This window comes from Cyanobium sp. CH-040 (assembly GCF_024346135.1).
Taxonomy (GTDB): domain Bacteria; phylum Cyanobacteriota; class Cyanobacteriia; order PCC-6307; family Cyanobiaceae; genus NIES-981.
This window is the reverse complement of sequence record NZ_JAGQCJ010000009.1, coordinates 22,993-44,186: the sequence shown is the minus strand read 5'-3', so window position 1 is coordinate 44,186 and position 21,194 is coordinate 22,993. Positions and strand designations below refer to the sequence as shown.

The window sequence follows — 21,194 nt, the reverse complement described above, 5'->3', positions numbered from 1 at the left end:
GCGCGCGATGAATCTCGAGCCTTCCCCCGCTGAACCCTCTCCGGATCTCTTCGCCGACCCCTTCGCCGACGCCCGCGAGGCCCTCGACCGTGGTGACTACGGCACGGTGCTGCGGTTGCTGGAGCCCCTGGTGAGCCGCCATCCGCCGGCCACCCCCCAGGGCGGCCAGCTGCAGCTGCTGATGGCCACCGCCTGCATGGGCCAGGGCAACAGCGCCGCCGCCCTGGCCTGCTGCCACCAGGCCCGGCGCTGCGCCGACCCTGCCCTGCGGCTGCAGGCCCGGGAGCTGCTCGAGGTGCTCGAGGCACCCTCCCTCCAGCGGCCGCGGGAGTGGTCGCTGACGTTGCCGCAGCTCGGTGAGACGGCTCCGATCGCCGGCTCCCTCCGCCAGCGCTCCCGCCGCGCCGGACCGGCAGGCCCACCACCACCACCACCGCCGCCGCCGGTGGGCCCCACCCGGGCTCCGGTGGGACTCGCGGCAGTGGTGCTGGTGCTGACGCTGCTCACCCTGCTGCTGGCCGGCTGCGTCGAGGTGCGGGCCGAGCTGCAGTTCGGGGCTCCCGGGCGGTTGCAGCTGGTGGAAGAGCTGAGCCCCGCGCAGGGGCAGTCGCCGGGACCGTGGCAGCGCCAGTTCGCCGGGCTGCTGCAGGAGCTGGGACTGCGGCCGGCCCTGGCCTCCGGGCGGCAGGGCCGCGTGGACCGGCTCGAGGGGCGCATGCAGCCGGCCGCCGACACGCTGGAGACCCTGGCCGCCAGCGCCACCGCGGCGGCCCGGCTGGCCGGTGTGTCCCTGCCACCACCCCTGTGGCAGTGGCGGGAGACCAACTGGCTGGTGGGCGTCCGCCAGGAGCTGGCGCTGGAGTTCGACCTGCGGGACGCCGGCGCGGTGCCCGGCGTGGCCCTGGCCGTGGATCTCCGCCCCCTGCGGCGACAGGCCGTGCGGTGGGCCGTCCCGGAGCCGGTGCAGGTGCTGCCCGCGGTGCGCGACCAGCCGGGTCCGGAGCTGCGCTGGCCACTGCGTCCGGGCCGGCTCAATCAGCTGCAGCTGCGCTGCTGGCGCTGGAGCCCGCTGGGTCTGGGGGCCGTGGCGATCGGCCTGGGTCTTGCCCTGGTGCTGCTGCTGGCCGGCCTGCGCAGGCGCCTCGGCTTCGGCTGGCCCGAGCTGCCCGCCTGAAGCCGGCTCAGAGCACCAGCGGGTCGGGGTCGATCGCCAGGCCCACGGAGGCCGGCAGCATCCGCCGCAGCTCCGCCTCCGGCGGCAGCGGCAGGGTGCTCGCCGCTGGACCGTGCAGCAGCAGCTGCCAGCGGCTGCGGCCCGCCACCCGGGCCACGGGGGCCGGGGCGGGTCCGATCACGCACCAGCCCTGCCGCCCCGCCGCCGGCAGGATGCTCTCGGCCACGGACGCCGCCGCCGTGGCCGTGGCCGAGGCGCTGGGGCCGCTGAAGCGCAGCAGGCAGGCACGGCTGAACGGCACCAGCCCGCCGTGGCGCCTCAGTTCCAGTTCCTCCGCCAGGAAGCGGTCGTAGCGGCCATCGACGAGATGGCGGATCACCGGATGCTCCGGGCTGTAGGTCTGCACCAGCACCTCTCCGGGCCGCTCGCCCCGGCCGGCCCGGCCCGCCAGCTGCAGCAGCAGCTGCAGGCTCTGCTCGCCGGCCCGCAGGTCCGGCCGGTGCAGCAGGCCGTCGGCCGCCAGCACCGCCGCCAGCGTCACCCGGGGCAGGTCCATCCCCTTGGCCAGCATCTGGGTGCCCACCAGCACATCCGCTTCACCGGCGGCGAAGCGCTCCAGCAGCAGGCGGTGGCCGTCCCGGCCGCGGGTGGTGTCGCGGTCGAAGCGCAGCACCCTCAGGCCCTCCAGCTCCGCCATCAGCTGGTCCATCACCCGCTGGGTGCCGGCGCCGAAGGGCTTGAAGGCGGTGGAGCCGCAGTGGCCGCAGCGTTCGCCCAGCTCGGCGCGGTGGTCGCACCAGTGGCAGCGCAGCCACTCCCGCCCGCCCCGCGAGCGGTGCACCGTCATGGCCACGTCGCAGTGGGGGCAGAGCACCACCTCGCCGCAGCTGCGGCAGCTCAGAAAGGCGTGGTAGCCGCGGCGCGGCACCAGCACCACGGCCTGCTCCCCCAGCGCGCGGATGGCGCTGAGACGATCGAGCAGCGGCCGGCTGAGCAGCCGGCGGTGTCCCTCGGCCAGCTCCTGACGCATGTCCACCACCCGCACGGGCGGCAGGGGGCGCCCGCCGATGCGCTGGGGCAGGCGCAGCAGGCGCGTGTCGGCGTCCGGGTCCCGGCAGGCCAGCCAGGTTTCCAGTGCGGGGGTAGCGCTGCCCAGCAGCAGGCGGGCGCCGCACAGGCGCGCCCGCAGCCGTGCCACGTCGCGGGCGTGGTAGCAGGGCATGGGGCTCTCCTGCTTGTAGGAGCTGTCGTGTTCCTCGTCGAGCACGATCAGATCCAGGGCCGGCAGGGGCAGGAACACCGCCGAGCGCGTGCCCACGGCCAGCAGCGGGGTGCCGCTCAGGCAGCGCCGCCAGGTGGCCACCCGGGCACCATCGCCCATGCCGCTGTGGAACTCCACCACCCGCGCCCCGAAGCGCTCGCGGCAGCGGTCCAGCAGCTGGGGGATCAGCCCGATCTCCGGGGCCAGGATCAGCACGCTGCGGCCCCGCCCCAGGCTGCGGGCCGCCGCCTGCAGATACACCTCCGTCTTGCCCGCTCCGGTCACGCCCCAGAGCAGCAGCGCCTGGCCGGCTGGGGCGCTGTCGATCGCCGCCAGAGCCTCCTCCTGGGCTGCCGTGAGCTGGCGGGGGGGCACCGCCGGCTGGGGCGGTGGTGGCGCCAGGGCGTTGCCGTTCCTGGCGCCGATGCTCCATCCCTCCACGCCCGCCGGCTCGGCGGGCCCCCGCTCCCGGTCCACCAGTCCGCGCCGCTCCAGCGCATGGAGCACCGAGCGGCTGAAGCCCTCGCGCCCGCAGACGCTGCGCAGCGGCAGGGGGGCTCCGGCCCGGCGCAGGTGCGCCAGCAGATCCCGCTGGCGCTGGCTGAGGTGCTCCTCGCTGCCGGCAGGCCGGGGTTCACGGACCCGCAGGTACCAGATCGGGGCCGGGGCGGTGCGATGGCCGGGGCGCCGCTGGCCCAGCCAGCCGGGCGGCAGTGCGCTCTTGAGGGTCCGGAAGCGGCTGGTGTGGCAGCGATCCGCCACGGCCGTGATCAGCCGCTGCCAGCTGCCGTCCACGGCGGCCGGCTGCAGCAGCCGGTGCACCGGCTGCAGGCGCCGGCCCGCCATCTCCGGCGGCGATGCGCAGAGCGCGTCCACCACCAGGCCCGCGTGGCGCCTGCCCTGCAGACCCACCTCCACCAGATCGCCGATGGCCAGAGGCAGACAGGCGGGATTGGCGTAGGTGAACACCTGGCCTTCCCGGCCCGCCTCCACCCAGATCTGGAGCCAGCCGGGCGTGGATGTGCTTGCGGTGCTCACCATCGCTTCATAGGATGGGGGCGTTGGGCAGTTCAATCACTGCCGTCGGAACCCGACAGAGTTCCGTCCAGAGGGAAGACCCGAAGAATTCGTCAGGTTCAGGCCGCCCATGGCCTCTGCTGGCGTCCAGCATCTCCGGTCTGCGACCACCCCTGCCGATCCTGTCGCGGCCACCGCCACCCCCCTGTCCCGTTCTCCAGGCTCTCCAGCGTTCTCAGGTTTTCTGCGTCTGTTCCAGGGTTCTGCAACCGTCCCGGGCGCAGGATCGGCAGAACACTCCGGTTCCGGGCGGCCCAGTTCCGCCTGCGAATGCGTGAGCCAGCGCACCGCCTGAGCTTCTGACCAGGGTGCGAACCCTGCGATCCCTGCGCCAGCGAGCGTGCTCCGCCTGCGTCTTTGTCCCCCCGTCTGTCTCCTTCTTCGATGAGCCCTGCCGCCACCAAGTCCAAGTCCGCTGTTGAGATCCTCAAGGTGGCCACGGCGGCCGGTGATGAGGTTGTGGTGACGCCGAAAGCCAAGCCTGCCGCCGGCAAGGCCGCCACGGGCCGCGCCAAGCCCGCGAAGGCCGCCAGCACCTCCACCAAGGCCACCAGGGCCACCAGGGCCAAGGCCGCAGACGCTGCGGCGGGGTCGCCGGCCGATCTTGATCAGGCTGCCGATCAGTTGCTGGCGCAGGCCGCTGCGGCGCCCACCGCCGGCGACGAGGTGGGCGGCGCCGCGGCCAAGGACGACGACAAGGCCGCCAAGGCCCTGGCCAGCATCAAGGTGGGCCCCAAGGGCGTCTACACGGAAGACTCCATCCGGGTGTACCTGCAGGAGATCGGCCGCATCCGCCTGCTGCGCCCGGACGAGGAGATCGAGCTGGCCCGCAAGATCGCCGACCTGCTGCAGCTCGAGGAGATCGCCGCCCAGTTCGAATCCGACCATGGCCGCCAGCCCGACACCAAGGAGTGGGCGGCGCTGGTGGAGATGCCCACCATCAAGTTCCGCCGCCGCCTGATGCTCGGCCGCCGGGCCAAGGAAAAGATGGTGCAGTCGAACCTGCGCCTGGTGGTGTCGATCGCCAAGAAGTACATGAACCGGGGCCTGAGCTTCCAGGACCTGATCCAGGAAGGCAGCCTCGGCCTGATCCGCGCCGCCGAGAAGTTCGACCACGAGAAGGGCTACAAGTTCTCCACCTACGCCACCTGGTGGATCCGCCAGGCGATCACCCGCGCCATCGCCGACCAGTCGCGCACCATCCGCCTGCCGGTGCACCTCTACGAGACGATCTCGCGGATCAAGAAGACCACCAAGACCCTCTCCCAGGAATTCGGCCGCAAGCCCACCGAGGAGGAGATCGCCGAATCGATGGAGATGACCATCGAGAAGCTGCGCTTCATCGCCAAGAGCGCCCAGCTGCCGATCTCCCTGGAGACGCCGATCGGCAAGGAGGAGGACTCCCGCCTCGGCGACTTCATCGAGGCAGACATCGAGAACCCCGAGCAGGACGTGGCCAAGAACCTGCTGCGGGAAGACCTCGAGGGCGTGCTGGCCACCCTCAGCCCCCGCGAGCGCGATGTGCTGCGCCTGCGCTACGGCCTCGATGACGGCCGCATGAAGACCCTCGAGGAGATCGGCCAGATCTTCGATGTGACCCGCGAGCGCATCCGCCAGATCGAGGCCAAGGCCCTGCGCAAGCTGCGCCACCCCAACCGCAACGGCGTGCTCAAGGAGTACATCAAGTGAGTCAGGGCCTGGCGGCCCTGCGGGGCCTGCGCAGCGCACCGGATCTCGATGCCGCCGCCCGTGCCGGCCTGCGGGCCGAGCTCCAGCCGCTGCTGGCACGCTGCGACTGGTTCACCGTGGGGGTGATGGCGCCCTCGGCAGAGGCTGCCGTGCTCTGTCTGCGGCAGCTGGAGACGGCCCTGGGCTGGGCGCCGCTGCAGCTCGATCCGGCGGGGGAGGCGCTGCAGACGATCGAGGGACCGGTGTTCCTCAAGGGCAACCAGACCACCCGCCGCTTTCTGGTGCGGCGTGAAACCGGCCTGGGGGTTGGTCTGCTGATCACCGGCCACAGTCCCGCCGACCCCGATGTCGAGGACACCTGGGGTCCCCTGCCCCTGGACCTGTTCGCCGGGGCCGGCGCCCCGCCCACCGCCTCTTTGTGACAGCGGCGGCCAGGGATGAGCGAGCGGCTCCTTAGGCTGGCCGGCTGTGAATCGCCTGCCATGGCACCGACCCTGCGAATCGCCTCCCGCCGCAGCCAGCTGGCCATGGTGCAGACCCACTGGGTGCGCGACCAACTGGCCAAGGCCCACCCCGGCCTGCAGATCAGCATCGAGGCGATGGCCACCCAGGGCGACAAGATCCTCGATGTGGCCCTGGCCAAGATCGGCGACAAGGGTCTGTTCACCAAGGAGCTGGAGGCCCAGATGCTGGTGGATCAGGCTGACATCGCCGTGCACAGCCTCAAGGACCTGCCCACCAACCTGCCCGAGGGCCTGATGCTGGGCTGCATCACCGAACGGGAAGACCCCGCCGATGCCCTGGTGGTGCACGCGAAGCACAGCGACAAGACCCTGGCCACCCTGCCGGAGGGTTCGGTGGTGGGCACCAGCTCCCTGCGGCGCCTGGCTCAGCTGCGCCACCACTTCCCGCACCTCACCTTCAAGGACGTGCGCGGCAACGTGATCACCCGTCTCGAGAAGCTCGATTCCGGCGCCTTCGACTGCCTGATCCTGGCCGCGGCCGGCCTGGGGCGGCTGGGTCTGGGCGACCGCATTCATGAGCTGATCGACCCCTCCATCTCCCTGCATGCCGTGGGCCAGGGTGCCCTGGGCATCGAGTGCCGCGACGGCGACGCCGCCGTGCTGGAACAGATCAAGGTGCTCGAGCACATCCCCACCGCCCGCCGCTGCCTGGCGGAGCGCGCCTTCCTGCGCGAGCTGGAGGGCGGCTGCCAGGTGCCGATCGGCGTGAACACCCGCTTCGACGGCGAGGGTGAGACGGCCGAACTGGTGCTCACCGGCATGGTGGCCAGCCTCGATGGCCTGCGCCTGATCCGCGACGAGGCCCGGGGCCCCGAGGGCGATCCCGAGGCCATCGGCATCGCCCTGGCCGGCAAGCTGCGGGAGCAGGGCGCCGGGGAGATCCTGGAGGAGATCTTTGCCAGCGTCCGGCCCGAGGCCTGAGCCGCCCGCCCCTGCGGCCGGGCTGCCCTTCCAGTGGAACCTGCTGGCCTGGGCCGGGCTCGTGGGCCTGCTCACCGGCCTGGCGGTGGTCGCCTTCCACGAGCTGGTGGGACTGATCAACAGCGCCCTGTTCGGGCCGTTCGTGGAAACCCTGCTGACGCTGGGGCAGTCGCAGCCCCCCCCCGCTCCGCCCCCGCTGCCGCCGCTGGAGCGCAGCACACCACTGGCGGTTCTGCTCCAGATCGGCCTGGGCGGTCTGGGTTATCTGCCGCCCCCACCGGCCCTGCCTGAACTGCCGCCGCCCGCCTCGGGCCTGCCCGACTGGCTCCAGCTCTGGCCGGTGCTGGTGGTGCCGACCCTGGGGGGACTCGTGGTGGGTGTGCTGCGCCGCTGGACCCCTGATCTGGGTCCGGGCCTTCCCAGCCTGATGGCGATGGCGGATGGGGCCGCGCCGGCCGCGCCCCGGCTGCCGTTCCAGCGCCTGCTGGCCGCCTCGGTAAGCCTGGGCAGCGGCGCATCCCTCGGGCCGGAGGGGCCCAGCGTGGAGAGCGGCGGCAATGTGGGCCTCTGGCTGGCGCAGCGGGCCCGTCTGGCCCCCCAGAGCCAGAAGGCCCTGGTGGCCGCCGGGGTGGCCTCCGGCCTGGCGGCAGGGTTCAAGGCCCCGATCGCCGGGGTGTTCTTCGCCTTCGAAGGCAGCTTCAGCACGATCCAGGGGCGGCCCAGCCTGCGGGCGGTGCTGGTGGCGGCCGTGAGCGCCACCCTGGTGACGCAGCTGCTGCTGGGCGATGCGCCCATCCTGCGCCTGCCCGCCTATGAGGTGCGCTCCCTCCTGGAGCTGCCGCTCTACCTGGGGCTCGGTCTGCTGGCCAGCGGCCTTTCACTGCTGCTGCTGCTGGCTCTGGCGCTGGGCCGCAGCGCCCGCTTCCAGCGCTGGCTGGCGCTGCTGCCTGCCGGCGTGGGCACCGCCCTCGGTGGTGCCGTGGTGGGCGTGCTGGCCCTGGCTTTTCCCCAGGTGCTGGGGGTGGGCTACGACACCATCGAAGCCCTGCTGGGGCGCGATGGCGGCGTGCCGCTGCTGGGGCTGCTGCTGCTGCTCGGCGCCAAACTGCTGGCCACCGCCATCAGCTCCGCCACCGGGTTCGTGGGCGGCGGTTTCGCGCCCGCCCTGGTGCTGGGCGCCGTGCTGGGCAACTGCTACGGCCAGCTGCTGGGGGACGGCGGCCTGGGTCTGTCGGTGGCGGAACCGCCCGCCTACGCCATGGTGGGCATGGCGGCGGTGCTGGCCGGCAGTGCCCGGGCACCGCTCTCGGCGCTGCTGCTGCTGTTCGAGCTCACCCGCGACATCCGCATCGTGCTGCCGCTGATGGCCGCAGCCGGGCTCAGCGCGGCGCTGGTGGAACGCTGGCAAGGCCTCAGCGACCCAGGCCTGCTGGGTCCCGACGTGGCCGAGGAGCGGCGCCGCCGCCAGCTGGCCGCGGTGCCCCTGGCCGAAGCGCTGGAGCCCGAGCAGCCGCTGGTGCTGCCCAGCGACTGCGCCGCTCTGGAAGCCCTCGACCACCTGGTGGAGGCCCGCGGCCACTGTCTGCTGGTGCGTGAGGGGTCCCGGGTGGTGGCCCTGGTCACCCTCCCGGATCTGCAGCGCCTGCTCTCGGCCCGGGACGACGGGCCGAGCGACGACGGAACCGGCTCCGGCATCCGGCTGGGGGACTGCCGCCGCTCGGAGCTGATCTGGTTGCCCCTGGCCGCCCATCTGGTGCAGCTCGAAGATCAGCTGCGTCCCAGTGGTCTGCGCCAGCTGCCGGTGTTCGATCTCCCCGGTGCAGGTGTGCCGGTGCTGCCCCACGGACTGCCGGCTGGCGGCCTGCCGGTGAGCGCCCTGTGCGGTCTGGCCAGCCGCGATGGACTGGCGCGGGCCCTGGCCCGGCGGGTCAGCAGGACCCGGGATTGAGGGCCGCGAAGTGGGAGGGATGCAGCAGGGCTTCGGCCACCGGATCGGTCTGCTGCAGCCGATCCACCAGCCGCTGCAGGTCGATGGCGGAGAGTTCGCCGTCGCTGGACCACTTCAGCACCGTGCTGGGCGTGGCGGCTCCCTCGTGGTGGTGGGGTTGGTCGCTGACCATGCCGGAGCGGTGCTGGGCGTTGAAGGGGCAAAGCTAAGGGCTGCAGGTCCCACCACAACCGTCAGGCCGGCGGACTGCAGGAAGTCTTCCGGGTTGTGAAACAAACCGGAAGGACCGGCTTGGCGATCCGCTCCCGGTGCAGCTCCCGGATCAGGGTCTGACGATCACCGGAGTACCCACCTCCACCTGATCGAACAGCTGGCGCACGTGGGGCGTGAGCATGCGCACGCAGCCGTTGGAGACCGCCGCCCTGGAGGTGACGGTCCAGGACCAGGCGTCGGGGGTGCCGTGAATGCCGTATTGATTGAGCCCGCTCTGCTTGAAGCCGATCCAGCGGTCACCGAGGGGGGCCTGGGGACCCACCTTGTTGTTCACCTTGCCGCTGGAGGTGCTCTGGTAGATCGGGTTCAGCACCTTGTTCTCGACCACGAAGCGCCCCGTGGGGGTGGGGGTGCGCGGGTCGCCGATGGCCACGGGCCAGCTGCCCAGCACCTTCCCCTCCTCCACCAGGGAGATCTGGCGCCGGCCCAGTTCCAGCACGATCTCCCGGCTGAGCACCGCCGGTGGAGCGGGCGCCGCGGCCGTTTCGGCCCCTGCCCCTGCCGGTTCGTCGGCAGCATGCCCGGCGGGTCCCGCGGCCATCAGGGCACTCCCCAGCAGCAGGGCCATCAGGGGCGTCAGACGGGGCTGGAGGCGGAAGGTCCGGCGGGCCATGGCGCTGCTGGTGGGTGGGATCGGATTGAGAAGGCCGCCTCAGGCGGTGGGTCCGTCGACCAGCTTGGGGTCGATCTCGCTGTTGTAGCGGGCTTCGCAGGTCTTGATCACCCGCACGGCCTCGTCGGCGTCGAAGAGGCCGTTCACGCGGCAGGTGCCGGGCTTCTTGAGGTCCTTGTAGTGCTCCCAGTAGTACTGGGTTTCCTTCAGCCAGTGCTCACCGAGCTGGGTGTAGCTGGTGATGTGGTCCATGCGCTTGTCATCGGCCAGCACGGCGATCACCTTGTCGTCCACCTCGCCGCCGTCGTCGAACTTCATGATGCCGATGATGCGTGCCTCCACCAGGGAGCCGGGGATCAGCGGTTCGGTCACGCCCACGATCTCGATGTCGAGGGGGTCGCCGTCCTCGTCCCAGGTGCGGGGGATGCAGCCGTAGGCGAAGGGGTAGGCCAGGGACGAGTAGCCGACGCGGTCGAGCTTGAGGTGGCCCGTTTCGGTGATCAGCTCGTACTTGTTGATCGTCATCGAGTTGAGCTCGACGATCGCGTTCAGCCGCAGGTCCGCTTCATCGGCGAAGGCCGGCAGCACGTGCAGCAGATTGAGCATCGTGCGGCTTGGTGCGTGGTCGATGTTCGCCATGAAGCGGGTCGTGGGGAGCGGCGCATCCTAAGGAGTGCGCCGGCGCGCTTTCTTCCCTGCCGCCGCCGGCTTCAGCCGCCCTCGAGCAGGCGGCCCACCTTGTTCTCCAGATAGGCGAGAAACGGCCCGGCGCCGAGGGCTCTGCCGCTGACGCGCTCCACCAGCTCCTCGCCGTTGACGCTGCGGCCCAGGGGCCACACCTGCTGCGCCAGCCACGCCTGCAGCGCCGCCTCATCGCCGGCGGCCACGTGCCCATCGATGGGGCCGATCCCGGCCTCCAGCGCCTCGGCCAGCTGGGCGCTGATCAGGTGACCGAGGGCATAGGAGGGGAAGTAGCCGAACAACCCCTCGGCCCAGTGGATGTCCTGCAGGCAGCCCTCAGCGTCGCTGGCCGGCTTGATGCCGAGCAGCTCCTGCAGGCGCCGGTTCCAGGCATCCGGGAGCTCTGCCACCGGCATGTCCTGCTCCAGCAGCGCCAGTTCCAGCTCGAAGCGCAGCACGATGTGCAGGCAGTAGCTGAGCTCGTCGGCCTCCACCCGGATCGGTCCGGGCCGCAGGGGGTTGAGCTGGCGCCAGAACGACGCCGCGCCGCCCCAGGGATCGCGGCCCAGGGCGGCGCTGAAGCGCGGATGCCAGCGTTCGGCGAAGGCGCGGCCCCGCGCCACCCGGCACTCCCAGAACAGCGACTGGGACTCATGCACGCCCATCGAGGTGGCCTCCCCCAGGGGCCAGGGGAAGTAGTGGTCGTCCCCCCGGGGCAGACCCTGTTCGTAGAGGGAATGGCCCCACTCGTGGGCGGTGGCCAGGAAGGCGGAGAAGGGCTGGTTCGGCACCACCCGGGTGGTGATGCGGAAGTCGGCCGGCCCCACCGTGCAGGAGAAGGGATGGGCGGAGCGGGAGCGCTGGCAGCGGCTGGCGTCGTAGCCCCAGCTCTCCAGCAGCTCGGCGCAGAGCTGCTCCTGCAGGCTTTCCGGAAGATCGAGCGAACCAGTGCGGTCGCTGGATCCGTCCGTGCCGGCAGGCACTGCGCCAGCGGGCCCAGCTTCTTCGGCAGCGGCGACCCGCTCCAGCAGCGGCGGGATGGCCGCCTCGAGCGGGTCGAAGAGCGCCTGCAGCCGTGCCTTGCTCACGTCGGGCTCGAACGGCTGGGCCAGGATCTCCCAGGGGCTGCGGGCCACCGGCTCGGCCGCCGCCAGCTGGGCCGCCTGGCGGCGGCGCAGATCGATCAGCTCCTCGAGCGCGGGGGCGAAGGCCGGGAAGTCGTTGCGGCTGCGGGCGTGCTGCCACACCGCATTGCCGCGCGACTGGGCCATCGCCAGGGCCTGCACCAGGGCCGGATCGAGGCAGCGCTGGCGCTCCAGCTCCAGGCGCAGCAGCTGGAGGTTGCGGCGCAGGGGGAGGGGCGCGTCGGCGCTGACCTCGGCCTCCGCGGCGGCCACAAGATCGGCGTAGGTCTCACTGCTCTGGCGCTCGTGCAGCTGGCTGGCCAGCAGGGCCAGCTGCTCCCCACGCCAGGCGGCCCCCGCCGGGGGCATCACGGTGTTCTGGTCGTAGTAGAGGGTGCTGCTGATGGAGCCGAGCAGACGGGTGTGGTGCAGGTGGCTCTGCAGCCGATCGAGAGCCTTTCCCGGCTGGGACATCACAGGGTGAGGTGCTGGGCACCAGCATGACGAGGCTGGAGGCGCACCTGGGATCCGCGGTGGCCGCCCGTGCCTGAGCGCCGGCGCAAGGCCCCCTCAGCAAAAAGCCCTCGGCTGGAAACCGAGGGCTTTGGACATCGTCGGAATGACGCCCCGGGGAGCGGTTTCAGCCCAGGCCGATCTGGCTGAGGATGCCCTGGCCGGTGAGCAGTTCGGTGGCCAGGCCGATCACGAAACCCATCATGGCCAGGCGGCCGTTCCAGGTTTCAGCGAAGGCCACGAAGCCGAAGCGGGAGGTGGAGTCGGACATGGAGGTGACGTTACGAAACGTGATGCGATCTTAAAGGATTGTGAACGCGTTGGGGCTGCCCCGGCGGCGGCGGCGACGGCCCAGCGGTTCGATCCAGTGCTCACGCACGCTGTCGTGCTGAACCCTGGCCGCCGGCAGGCGGCAGCCCAGCTGGATGTCGCCCTGATCGAGCAGGCGGCCGAGGCGCAGGGCCGCGGCCTCCTCCACCCGCGAGAAGCGGGGCTGCTGGGTGGTGATCCAGTTGAGTTCGGCGGGGGTGATCACGCCTGTGGCGATCGATTCGAGGAAGAGCTCTCCGACGGTCATGGCCGCTGGCCCGGTGTGGATGTAACGGAACGTTAACAGGGCTGCTCATCTGCCCGCTTCAGGCTCGTCCTGGGATTCGGCCTCGGGTGACATCTGCTGCGGCGCAGGGGATCTGATCGACGCGTCGCGGTTAATACTTCTTCACACTAGGGTCAGGGTCCTGTGCTCCCGGCGCCATGGTGTTCACCGCGGTCTATCTCCTCTGCTTCGTCCTGCTGCTGGTGGGGGCCTTCTCGCTGATGGCTCAGGGCTTCCGCTCCGCCGCCGGTCCCCGCCGCCATCCGGAAGCGCCCGAACCCGGTGAGCTGGTGATGGTGGTGGATCTCAGCCGCGAGCGGCTTGAGCAGCTCTACCAGCAGAGTTCCTGAGGCCAGGGTGCACCGGCGCCGCTTCGTCGAGCAGCTGTGACAGCAGGCTGACCTGGTTGATCACCTGCATGAACGAGCCGAACCACCCTCGGCTGCTTCAGTCCACCTCCCAGTGCAGGGTCATGGGAACGGCTCCCTCCAGGCTGGCCTTCACGGGACAGCTCTCGGCCGCCCGCTGCAGCACCCGCCGCTGGCGCTCATCGAGAGACGCCGGCAGGCTCACCCACACCTCCAGAGCGGCGATGCGCCGGGGCGGGTCGCCGCTCATCGTCTTCTCCACCCGGGCGGCGGCTCCCTGCAGGGGCCAGCCGTGGCGCTCGGCCACGATGCCCATCACCGTGAGCAGGCAGGTGGCCAGGGACGTGGCCACCAGGTCGGTGGGGGAGAAGCACTCCCCCTTGCCGGCGTTGTCCGGCGGAGCGTCGGTGTCGATGACGCTGCCGGATGGGCCGTGCTCAGCGGCGCAGCGCAGGCCGCCGTCGTAGCGGCAGGAGATGGTGGTCATCGCCGGTCCGGGGGAGGGGCCATGGCGTTCCACTCTGATCGCCCGGCGACACCGCGGGCGCGGACCGCTCCCAAGGCCCGTCAGGGGACCGCCAGACCGATCTCCTCCAGGAGCTGCCGCTGCTGGCGGGCCGGCACGAAGCGGTGGGCGGCCATGGCGCCGCTCACCGCCACCGGCGGTACGCCGATGCCCGGGAAGGTGCCGGCACCGCAGAGCACCAGCCCGTCGATCGGTGTGCCGCCCCCCGGAAACGGCCTCGCGTCGGCCGGCCAGGCCGGCCCGTAGCTGCCCTGGGGCATGCGGAGGTAGTGCCGGTGCGTGAGGGGCGTGCCCTGCAGCTCCAGCACCACCCGCTCGCGCCAGTCGGGGATGAGCGGGGCCAGCACCCGGTGGAACAGGCTGCAGCGCTCGGCCTTGAGGGCAGCGTAGGCCGGGCTGCCGCGCTCCAGATCCCGCCACAGATCCCAGGGTTCGTTAGCCGGGGTGTAACCGTGCAGCACCTGGTGGCCGGGCGGGGCCAGGGAAGGATCGAGCAGCGACGGCATCGACAGCACGGCCATGTTGCGCTCGGCGTCGATGCCCCGCCGCCAGTCGCCCACCCACACGTGGTGGATGGGCAGGTGCTGCAGGTCGTCGCCGCGCAGGGCCAGGTGCCAGTGCAGGAAGCTGCGGCAGGCCGGCGTGTCCGCCTGGCGCCGCCGCCAGCGGGCCGGTGTGGCACTTTCCGGCAGCAGCTCCGGCAGGCTCCAGGGGCTCACGTTGGCGATCACGCCGCGGCGGGCGCCGATGCGCCGGCCGTCGGCGAGCCGCACGCCCACGGCCCGGTTGCGCTCCACCAGCACCTCCGCCACCGGGCTGCGGGTGCGCAGGGCGCCCCCCTGGCGCTCCAGGGCCCGCACCAGGGCGGCCACCACCGCGGGGCTGCCGCCGATCGGGTAGTCGAGGCAGGCGCCGGGCTCGAACCACTCCCCGAACAGCGTGGCCATGGCGGCGGCGCTGGTCTGATCCATCGGCAGGCCGGAGATCAGGAAGCAGAGCAGATCCACCCAGTGCAGCAGGAAGGGATCGCGCAGGTGCCGCCGCGCCATCGGCCCGAAGGCGCCGCCCAGGGCCGCCAGCCGTCCGGCCTGGCCCAGCAGTCCCAGCCCCTGGCGGCCGAGGGTGGCGGCCAGGCCCAGTCCGGGCCGCAGGGCCAGCAGCGGCAGGGCCCGGGCGGCCTCGCAGTAGGGCTGCAGCCAGGCCATGAAGGCCGTCCATTCCTCGGCCGCGGCGGCGCCGCGCAGCTCCCGCACCACCGCCAGGAACGGCTCCAGACCCACGCCCACCGTGAGCTGTCCCTCGGGCAGCAGCAGGCCCCACTCCTGATAGGTGGCCACCGGCACGCTCTCGCCCACGGCCCGCAGCACCTGGGCCAGGGGGTTGCCGCTCGGCCAGCGTCCCAGCCCCGACCACAGCGACGGGCCCGACTCGAAGTGGAAGCCGCGCCGCTGGAAGCCGTGCGCCGCTCCGCCGGGCTGGTCGTGGGCTTCCAGCACCAGCACCTCCAGCCCGTGGCGGGCGGCCAGGGCCGCCGCGCAGAGGCCCCCCAGGCCGCTGCCCACCACCACCAGATCCGGATCGGCGGCGCCGCGGGATGGCGTGGGCGTCATGGGAGCGGGCGGCAGCGGTCGCTGCAGAGCTGCTCCAGGCTGGGCCGGCCGGTGAGCCGCAGCCGCCAACGGGCCCAGAGGCCATAGGCGGAGTCGGCGAGCTGGCGCAGACCGGGCCAGGCGCTGGGGGCATAGAGCCAGCCCAGGCCGATCAGGGCGTAGGCGCGGCGGAAGACGGCCACATCGCGCAGCACCTCACCGTCGGCGCTGATGGCGTGGATGCGGCCCATGGCGGAGCGGTAGTCGACGCCGGCGTGGGCCGCCGGGTCGTAGCCCGGGTCGTTGATGTCCACGAACGCCAGTTGCGGCGTGTCCGGGTGCAACCGCTGGTCGCGCTCCCGCAGAACGCGCACCTCCCGCAGGCAGAGGGGGCAGGCCCCGTCGTAGAGGATGCGCAGCTGGGGCGTCATGGCCGCATCGGGGCGCAGGAGATCACCATTTCTTGCGGCAGTAGCGGCCGCCCACGTTCATCCAGCCCTCGGGGCATGCCTTCCCGTAGGTGGGCCGCACGGTGTAGTTCGCCAGCCCCAGGGTGCTGCACTTGCCGTTGAGCAGATCCACGTAGCCCAGGGGGCAGATGATGCCGAGCTTGGGCACCTCCCGCTGGGCCAGGGCCGGGGTGGCCATGAGGGACAGAGCGGTGGCGGCGAGGCCGAGAGCGACCTTGTTGGCGATGGAGAGCATGGGCCGACGACACGCTGGAGTGATGCTAGGGAGCATCACCATGGGGGCTGCCCGCGCTGTCGCGATGCTGTGCCAGAACCTGCACCTGCTCGAGGTCACCACCTCCGCCGAGGGCTTCACCGACCTCACCGCCGCCCTGAACCGGGAGATCGCAGCCAGCGGGCTGGATCTAGGGGTGGCCACGCTGGTCTGCCAGCACACCAGCTGCTCCCTCACCATCAACGAGAACGCCGATCCGCGTGTGCTCCACGACCTGGCCGCCTACCTGCGCGCGCTGGTGCCGGCACAGGGCTTCCGCTCGCTGAGCGGCGAAGGGGAGCGGCAGCGCTATGCCCACGATGACGAGGGGCCCGACGACATGCCGGCCCACATCCGCACCGCCCTCACCGCCACCAGCCTGCAGCTGAGCTTCCAGCGCGGGCGGCTGCTGCTCGGTACCTGGCAGGCGGTGTACCTCTGGGAGCACCGGGCCCGCAGCCATCGCCGCCGGCTGAGCCTGCACCTGATGGGAGCCTGAGGGGTCCGGCCGGATCGGCTCCGTTCACGGCCCCATCGGATCACCTCAGGGATGCAGTCGTGATGCATGGCGCAGGGCAGCCGTGCAGGCCCGTTCATCCGCGCGGCTCACAATGGTGGCCAGTGCCGTGCTCCCGCATGTCCGCCCGCAACGCCCTGGCCATCGGCCTGCTGGTGATGGTGCCCGTGTCACTGGCGGCGGAGCATCTGCAGTGGGGAGAAACGGCCGTGTTTCTCACCTCCGTGGCCGCCATCGTTCCCCTGGCGGTGTGGCTGAGCACCGCCACCGAGGAGCTGGCGATCACCCTGGGTCCTGCGATCGGCGCCCTGCTCAACGCCGTGTTCGGCAACGCCACCGAACTGATCATCGCCCTGGTGGCCCTCAAAGCCGGCCTGGTGGACATCGTCAAGGCGAGCATCACCGGCACGATCACCGCCAACCTGCTGCTGGCCCTCGGCCTGGCGATGGTGGTGGGCGGCGTCGGCCGCAGCGAGCAGCGCTTCCAGCCGGTGGTGGCCCGGGTGAACGGATCGGCGATGACCCTGGCCGTGCTGGCGATCCTGCTGCCGAGCCTGGCCACCCTGGGCGGCGCCGAGGGCCGTGAGGAGTTCTCGCTGTTCGTGGCCTGCGTGATGCTGGTGGTGTACGGCCTGACGCTGCTGTTCTCGCTCGGCACCCACCGCACCCTCTACGAGGTGGCGGAAGCGGACCTGGAGCCGGAGGCCCCGGAGCATGAGCACCGGCGGCCGCCGCTGCTGCCCTGGCTGGCGGTGCTGGCGGGCGCCACGGTGGGCATCGCCGTGGAATCGGAGCTGTTCGTCGGGGTGGTGGAGACCGTCACCGGCAGGCTGGGGCTTTCGGCCGTGTTCACCGGCGTGATCCTGCTGCCGCTGCTGGGCGGCGTGGCGGAGTACCTCACGGCCGTCTCGATGGCCCGCAAGGACAAGATGGATCTGGCGGTGTCGGTGGCGCTTGGCTCCACCCTGCTGGTGGCCCTGCTGGTGGTGCCGGTGCTGGTGCTGGTGGGTCCCTGGCTCGGCCATCCCCTGGATCTGCGCTTCGATCTCTATGAGCTCGTGGCGGTGATCACCGCCGTGGTGGTGAGCAACCTGGTGAGCCTCGACGGACGCTCCGACTGGCTCGAGGGGGCCCTGCTGCTGGCCGCCTACGTGATCCTGGCGGCAGGGTTCTTCTTCCAGACCGGTGCGCTGGCCTAGGCCCATCTCGATCATGCTGAACGGCCCTCACAAGCAGCCCCCGGCTCCTGGCATCGGATGACCTCCCCGGCCGACACGCCTGCGGTGCCCCCCTTCCAGTCCCGCAGCCGCCTGAGCCGTCTCAACCAGTCGGCCTCCCTGCAGTTGCTGGTCGCCAGCGTCACCACCCTGGCGGCCCTGCTGCTGCACTGGCGCTGGCTGGCCCTCCCCGCCGCCCTGGTCACCATCGCCCTGGCCCTGGCGCAGCTGCTGCCTCCGTTCTGGCGCGTGCTCGCCGGGCGTCTGGACGACGTGCCCACCACCCGCGTGCTGGCGGTGCTGGGCCTGCTGGTGGCGGCCCTGGCCGTGCCGCTGGCCCTGGGCTGGTGGGACCCGCTGCTGGAGATCTACCGCAGCCGCAACTGGGAGGCGATCGGCGCCATCGGCGAGGGGGTGATCGGTGCCATCGGCCAGATCCTGGTGGCGCTGGTGGCCCTGGCGATCGCCTGGCGGCAGGTGATGATCGACCAGCGGCTCACCAGTCAGCAGAACCGCATCACCCAGGCCCAGACGATCGACAGCTTCATCCACGGGATCTCCGAGCTGATCGTCGACGAGGAGGGCCTGCTGGAGGACTGGCCCCTGGAGCGGATGCTGGCGGAGGGACGGCTGGCGGCGGTGATGGGCAGCATCGACCGGGAGGGCCGGGCGCGGATCCTGCGCTTCCTCTCCCATGCCCGCCTGCTCACCCCGCTGCGCCGGGATCTGCGGCTTGGCCGCGCGATCCTCGACGGCGAGGGGAACTACGAGGAGGACCGCCGCCAGGGCGTTCCCGTGATCCGGCTGCAGCAGGTGCTCAAGGGAGCCGACCTCTCGGGCACCGACCTGCGCGGCGTCGATTTCAACGGCGCCGACCTGAGGGGCGCGAACCTCGCCGGCGCCGACCTGCGCGAGGCGAACCTGGCCGGGGCCAACCTCGCCGGTGCCGATCTGGACGGTGCCCTGCTCGATGGCACCTTGTTCTTCCTGGGCCGGGTCGCCACCGCCAGTCCGGCCGGGGCCCCAGGCCCGGTGGATCACGAGAGCGGTCACGGCACCGGCGCGATCGTGGAGAACGCCAACTTCAGCGGCGTGCGTCAGCTCGACCCCCAGGCCCAGCACTATCTGGCCGCCTGGAGCGGCGCCCGTTCCCGCCGCACCCTGCCGGGCGGCTGCCGGGGTGTCGCCAGCCGGCTCGAAGCCTCCGGAAAGGCCTGAGCGGCCAGTGTCCACGCCCGGAGGCGGCACCCCAGGGAATCATGAGCAGAAGTGCTCAGAAGATGAGTCCTCATGAGTCCTCCCCCGTGATCAGGGTGGCAGCCGGTGGAGTGAAGATTTTTGTCCACTGCAGCCATCAGGTGCATCCGTTCAAGGGACAAGTGCAGCCTTGAGACATAGACGGATGCAGAGAGCTGCGGAGTGACCTGCAGCCTCGGGAGGACAGAGGATGCAGGTGCACGCAGAAAAGCCAGAAATCCTGCTGAGTGGAGACGAGATCCTGCGGAGTGGCAACACGGGAGCCCCTCCGGTGGCGCTCAGAACGCTGGTGCCCCTGCTGGCGGGACTCGTCCTGGCGGCACCCTTCAGCCTCGCCCAGGTTCAGGAGCCCCCCCTCTACGACAACCTCGGCTCGCACCACTACCCCCTCTCGATCCGGGATCCCCGGGCTCAGGCCTACTTCGATCAGGGGCTGCGTCTCTACTACGCGTTCAACCACCAGGAAGCCATCCGGGCCTTCCGCCATGCCGCCGCCCTCGACCCCTCCTGTGCGCTCTGCCACTGGGGCGAAGCGCTGGCATGGGGCCCCAACATCAATCTGCCGATGGACCGCGAGGCGGGGCTGATGGCCTGGGCCGCCCTGCAGCGGGCACGCGCGACGCTGGCGTCGGCCTCCGCGAAGGAGCGGGATCTGATCCAGGCCCTCTCCGTGCGCTACGTGGCCGATCCTGCGGAGGAACGGAGCAGTCTTGATGCCGCCTGGGCCGAGGCCCTGCGGCAGCTGGTCAGCAGGTATCCCGACGACATGGATCTCCGCACGCTCCATGTGGAGGCGCTGATGAATCTGAGCCCCTGGCACTACTGGAACAAAGACGGCTCAGCGCGGGAGACCACGGGAGAGATCCTGCAGCAACTCGAGACCGTTCTGCAGACCGCACCCAACCATCCTGGAGCCAATCACTTCTATATCCATGCCATCGAGGAGGTGCATCCCGAACGGGCCGTGCAAGCCGCCGAACGCCTGGCGGGCTTGATGCCCGGGGCAGGACACATCGTGCACATGCCTGGCCACATCTATGTGAGGGTAGGGCGGTATCGCGATGCGATCACGGCCAATGAACACGCCATCCATGCCGACGAAACCTACATCCGCGATCAACGGCCTGGCTTCGGAATGTACCTGGCGGGATATTATCCTCACAATTATGATTTCCTGGCCTTCGCGGCCAGCATGATCGGCCTGCGCGACCAGGCCCTTGCCGCCACCGAGACGATGCGCACCCTCTCCCCAAAGGAGATGCTGCGCGCCCCGGGCATGACCTTCCTGCAGCATCACCGCACCCGGCATCTGCAGATGAAGGTGCGGTTCTCGCAATGGGAGTCGATCCTGGCCGAACCGGCCCCTGCGGCAGACCTCGGACATGCCCGCGGGCTCTGGGCCTATGCCCGCGGTCGTGCGCTCATCGCCCGGGGGGAGCTGGAGGAGGCCCGCCGACGGCTGGCGGACCTGCGGGCCCTGGCTGGCGATCCCGAGCTGTCAGCCCAGCGCCTGGAATTCAACACCTCCGGCACCGTGCTGGCCATCGCCGCCGATGTGCTGGAGGCCCATCTCGCCGCAGCGGACGGGGATGTCCGTTCGGCCAGGAGGCACTTCATCCATGCGGTGTCGCTGGAGGACGGGATGGTCTATGGCGAACCACCGGAATGGACGGTTCCCGTCCGCCAGGACTTCGGTGTCTTTCTTCTGGAGGTGGGTGAGGATGCCGCTGCTGAACGGATCTTCCGTGAGGATCTGAAGCGCTTCCCTGCCAACGGCTGGTCTCTGGATGGGTTGGCCAGGAGCCTGCGCGGGCAGGGACGCCTGCGCGAGGCCCAAGTCACCAGTGCCGAATTGCGCAGGACGTGGGAGGGGAAGCAACCGCCCCTCACCGCGCCCTGACGGCCAGGGGCCTCATCCCAAGCGGTTGCAGGCCCTGGCTCAGCTGGCGCATCCGGCTGCGATGAGCAGCTGCTCGGCAAGTCCGTCAGGGTCTGCGACGGCATCGATGCCGGGGCCGGCACTGCCGAGCAGCTGGGGCTGGGTGCAGAGGTTGTCCAGGAGACGCGCCAGGAAGACAGCGTGGTCCTGCAGCATCGAGGGGTCCAGGCGCCCCCGGCGTCCGCCGATGCACCAGTCGAGACCGCCGGCCGGACCGCTGATGAGCACGGCCGGCCGCTGGGCCAGGGTTTCATGGACCCGCACCGGATCGTCGCTGCCGAAGAAGGCCTCGGCTTCCCCGCGTGTGCAGCGGATCAGCTGGGCAGCCTGCGACAGAGGCCGGAAGCGGCGCAGCACCTCGGCGGTGGGTGCGCTCCGCTCGGGCAGGCTCCAGCGCTGCGGTTGCCAGGTCACATCCAGAGCCACCGAGACGCCCCTGGGGAGCGCCCGAGCAAGGATCATCCGCAGGGCCTGGGTGTCCTGAGCGTCGATCACCGCATTGCTGGTCACCAGCAGCCAGAACGAATTGCTGATCTCCGGCAGGAGGGCCTCGGTGATGCCGGCCGGACTACGGGGTGTGGATGGACTGCGCAGGGCCTGGTAGCAGTCAAACACACTGTCATGATGTTCAGTCTGAATGGGGATTAAATGCATATCTGATCGAG

General features: G+C 71.2%; 22 protein-coding genes. 10 read left to right on the top strand and 12 right to left on the bottom strand.

The annotated features are described in order from the left end of the window. Positions 1-7 precede the first annotated feature (7 nt). Positions 8-1,174 (top strand): DUF3153 domain-containing protein, encoded by a 1,167-nt coding sequence (locus KBY90_RS09540; protein ID WP_254968362.1) that lies wholly within the window; start codon positions 8-10, stop codon positions 1,172-1,174. A gap of 7 nt (positions 1,175-1,181) precedes the next feature. On the opposite strand, the gene priA is transcribed toward KBY90_RS09540, so the two are convergent. Continuing rightward, positions 1,182-3,476: a primosomal protein N' gene (gene priA, locus KBY90_RS09535; RefSeq protein ID WP_254968361.1), complete on the bottom strand. Its 2,295-nt coding sequence runs from the start codon at positions 3,474-3,476 to the stop codon at positions 1,182-1,184. A gap of 420 nt (positions 3,477-3,896) precedes the next feature. On the opposite strand from priA, the gene rpoD reads away from it, so the two are divergent. From rpoD to KBY90_RS09515, 4 genes are read left to right on the top strand one after another with little or no spacing between them, the layout of a single operon-like run. Beyond that, complete coding sequence (gene rpoD / locus KBY90_RS09530; protein ID WP_254968360.1) at positions 3,897-5,201, top strand: RNA polymerase sigma factor RpoD; 1,305 nt, start codon at positions 3,897-3,899, stop codon at positions 5,199-5,201. Then, on the top strand, positions 5,198-5,623 hold the full coding sequence (locus tag KBY90_RS09525; RefSeq protein ID WP_254968359.1) for a DUF1824 family protein: 426 nt from the start codon (positions 5,198-5,200) through the stop codon (positions 5,621-5,623). Before rpoD ends, KBY90_RS09525 begins: the two co-directional genes overlap by 4 nt. 60 nt (positions 5,624-5,683) lie before the next feature. After that, on the top strand, positions 5,684-6,646 hold the full coding sequence (gene hemC, locus KBY90_RS09520) for a hydroxymethylbilane synthase (protein ID WP_254968358.1): 963 nt from the start codon (positions 5,684-5,686) through the stop codon (positions 6,644-6,646). After that, complete coding sequence (locus KBY90_RS09515) at positions 6,621-8,594, top strand: chloride channel protein (protein ID WP_254968357.1); 1,974 nt, start codon at positions 6,621-6,623, stop codon at positions 8,592-8,594. The genes hemC and KBY90_RS09515 overlap by 26 nt, the downstream gene beginning before the upstream one ends. Here KBY90_RS09515 and KBY90_RS09510 read toward each other — a convergent pair. From KBY90_RS09510 to KBY90_RS09485, 6 genes are all read right to left on the bottom strand, one after another. Then, positions 8,575-8,766 carry a hypothetical protein gene (locus KBY90_RS09510; RefSeq protein WP_254968356.1) on the bottom strand — a complete coding sequence of 64 codons (192 nt, stop codon included), beginning with the start codon at positions 8,764-8,766 and terminating at the stop codon, positions 8,575-8,577. The two genes, KBY90_RS09515 and KBY90_RS09510, sit on opposite strands and share 20 nt — an antisense overlap. Before the next feature lie 150 nt (positions 8,767-8,916). Beyond that, positions 8,917-9,480: a L,D-transpeptidase gene (locus tag KBY90_RS09505; RefSeq protein ID WP_254968355.1), complete on the bottom strand. Its 564-nt coding sequence runs from the start codon at positions 9,478-9,480 to the stop codon at positions 8,917-8,919. A 39-nt stretch (positions 9,481-9,519) separates the two neighbouring features. After that, complete coding sequence (locus tag KBY90_RS09500; RefSeq protein WP_254968354.1) at positions 9,520-10,119, bottom strand: inorganic diphosphatase; 600 nt, start codon at positions 10,117-10,119, stop codon at positions 9,520-9,522. A 71-nt stretch (positions 10,120-10,190) separates the two neighbouring features. Then, a complete protein-coding gene (locus KBY90_RS09495; RefSeq protein ID WP_254968352.1) occupies positions 10,191-11,759 on the bottom strand; it encodes a carboxypeptidase M32 in 1,569 nt (522 codons plus the stop codon). Between the two features lie 166 nt (positions 11,760-11,925). Further along, positions 11,926-12,069, bottom strand: a complete 144-nt coding sequence (locus KBY90_RS09490; RefSeq protein WP_254968350.1) for a chlorophyll a/b-binding protein — start codon at positions 12,067-12,069, stop codon at positions 11,926-11,928. 30 nt (positions 12,070-12,099) lie between these two features. Next, positions 12,100-12,375, bottom strand: coding sequence for a hypothetical protein (locus tag KBY90_RS09485; RefSeq protein WP_254968349.1), 276 nt, complete (start codon positions 12,373-12,375; stop codon positions 12,100-12,102). A gap of 176 nt (positions 12,376-12,551) precedes the next feature. On the opposite strand from KBY90_RS09485, the gene KBY90_RS09480 reads away from it, so the two are divergent. Then, positions 12,552-12,743, top strand: coding sequence for a hypothetical protein (locus KBY90_RS09480; RefSeq protein ID WP_254968348.1), 192 nt, complete (start codon positions 12,552-12,554; stop codon positions 12,741-12,743). A gap of 97 nt (positions 12,744-12,840) precedes the next feature. Here the strand turns inward: KBY90_RS09480 and KBY90_RS09475 are convergent, their stop codons facing one another. The 4 genes from KBY90_RS09475 to KBY90_RS09460 form a co-directional block, all read right to left on the bottom strand. Beyond that, positions 12,841-13,248 carry an OsmC family protein gene (locus KBY90_RS09475; RefSeq protein WP_254968347.1) on the bottom strand — a complete coding sequence of 136 codons (408 nt, stop codon included), beginning with the start codon at positions 13,246-13,248 and terminating at the stop codon, positions 12,841-12,843. 80 nt (positions 13,249-13,328) lie between these two features. Then, positions 13,329-14,897, bottom strand: coding sequence for an NAD(P)/FAD-dependent oxidoreductase (locus tag KBY90_RS09470; RefSeq protein WP_254968346.1), 1,569 nt, complete (start codon positions 14,895-14,897; stop codon positions 13,329-13,331). Continuing rightward, positions 14,894-15,307, bottom strand: coding sequence for a thiol-disulfide oxidoreductase DCC family protein (locus tag KBY90_RS09465; RefSeq protein ID WP_254968345.1), 414 nt, complete (start codon positions 15,305-15,307; stop codon positions 14,894-14,896). The genes KBY90_RS09470 and KBY90_RS09465 overlap by 4 nt, the downstream gene beginning before the upstream one ends. Positions 15,308-15,329: 22 nt before the next feature. Then, on the bottom strand, positions 15,330-15,581 hold the full coding sequence (locus tag KBY90_RS09460) for a hypothetical protein (RefSeq protein WP_254968344.1): 252 nt from the start codon (positions 15,579-15,581) through the stop codon (positions 15,330-15,332). Positions 15,582-15,645: 64 nt separating this feature from the next. On the opposite strand from KBY90_RS09460, the gene KBY90_RS09455 reads away from it, so the two are divergent. The 4 genes from KBY90_RS09455 (at position 15,646) to KBY90_RS09440 (ending at position 20,490) form a co-directional block, all read left to right on the top strand. After that, complete coding sequence (locus tag KBY90_RS09455; RefSeq protein WP_254968343.1) at positions 15,646-16,098, top strand: secondary thiamine-phosphate synthase enzyme YjbQ; 453 nt, start codon at positions 15,646-15,648, stop codon at positions 16,096-16,098. Between the two features lie 137 nt (positions 16,099-16,235). Next, positions 16,236-17,315, top strand: coding sequence for a calcium/proton exchanger (gene cax, locus KBY90_RS09450; protein WP_254968342.1), 1,080 nt, complete (start codon positions 16,236-16,238; stop codon positions 17,313-17,315). Between the two features lie 57 nt (positions 17,316-17,372). Further along, positions 17,373-18,551, top strand: a complete 1,179-nt coding sequence (locus KBY90_RS09445; RefSeq protein ID WP_254968341.1) for a pentapeptide repeat-containing protein — start codon at positions 17,373-17,375, stop codon at positions 18,549-18,551. A 310-nt stretch (positions 18,552-18,861) separates the two neighbouring features. Beyond that, positions 18,862-20,490 (top strand): hypothetical protein, encoded by a 1,629-nt coding sequence (locus tag KBY90_RS09440; protein WP_254968340.1) that lies wholly within the window; start codon positions 18,862-18,864, stop codon positions 20,488-20,490. A 39-nt stretch (positions 20,491-20,529) separates the two neighbouring features. Here the strand turns inward: KBY90_RS09440 and KBY90_RS09435 are convergent, their stop codons facing one another. Further along, positions 20,530-21,144 (bottom strand): fructokinase, encoded by a 615-nt coding sequence (locus tag KBY90_RS09435; protein WP_254968339.1) that lies wholly within the window; start codon positions 21,142-21,144, stop codon positions 20,530-20,532. Positions 21,145-21,194 lie beyond the last annotated feature (50 nt).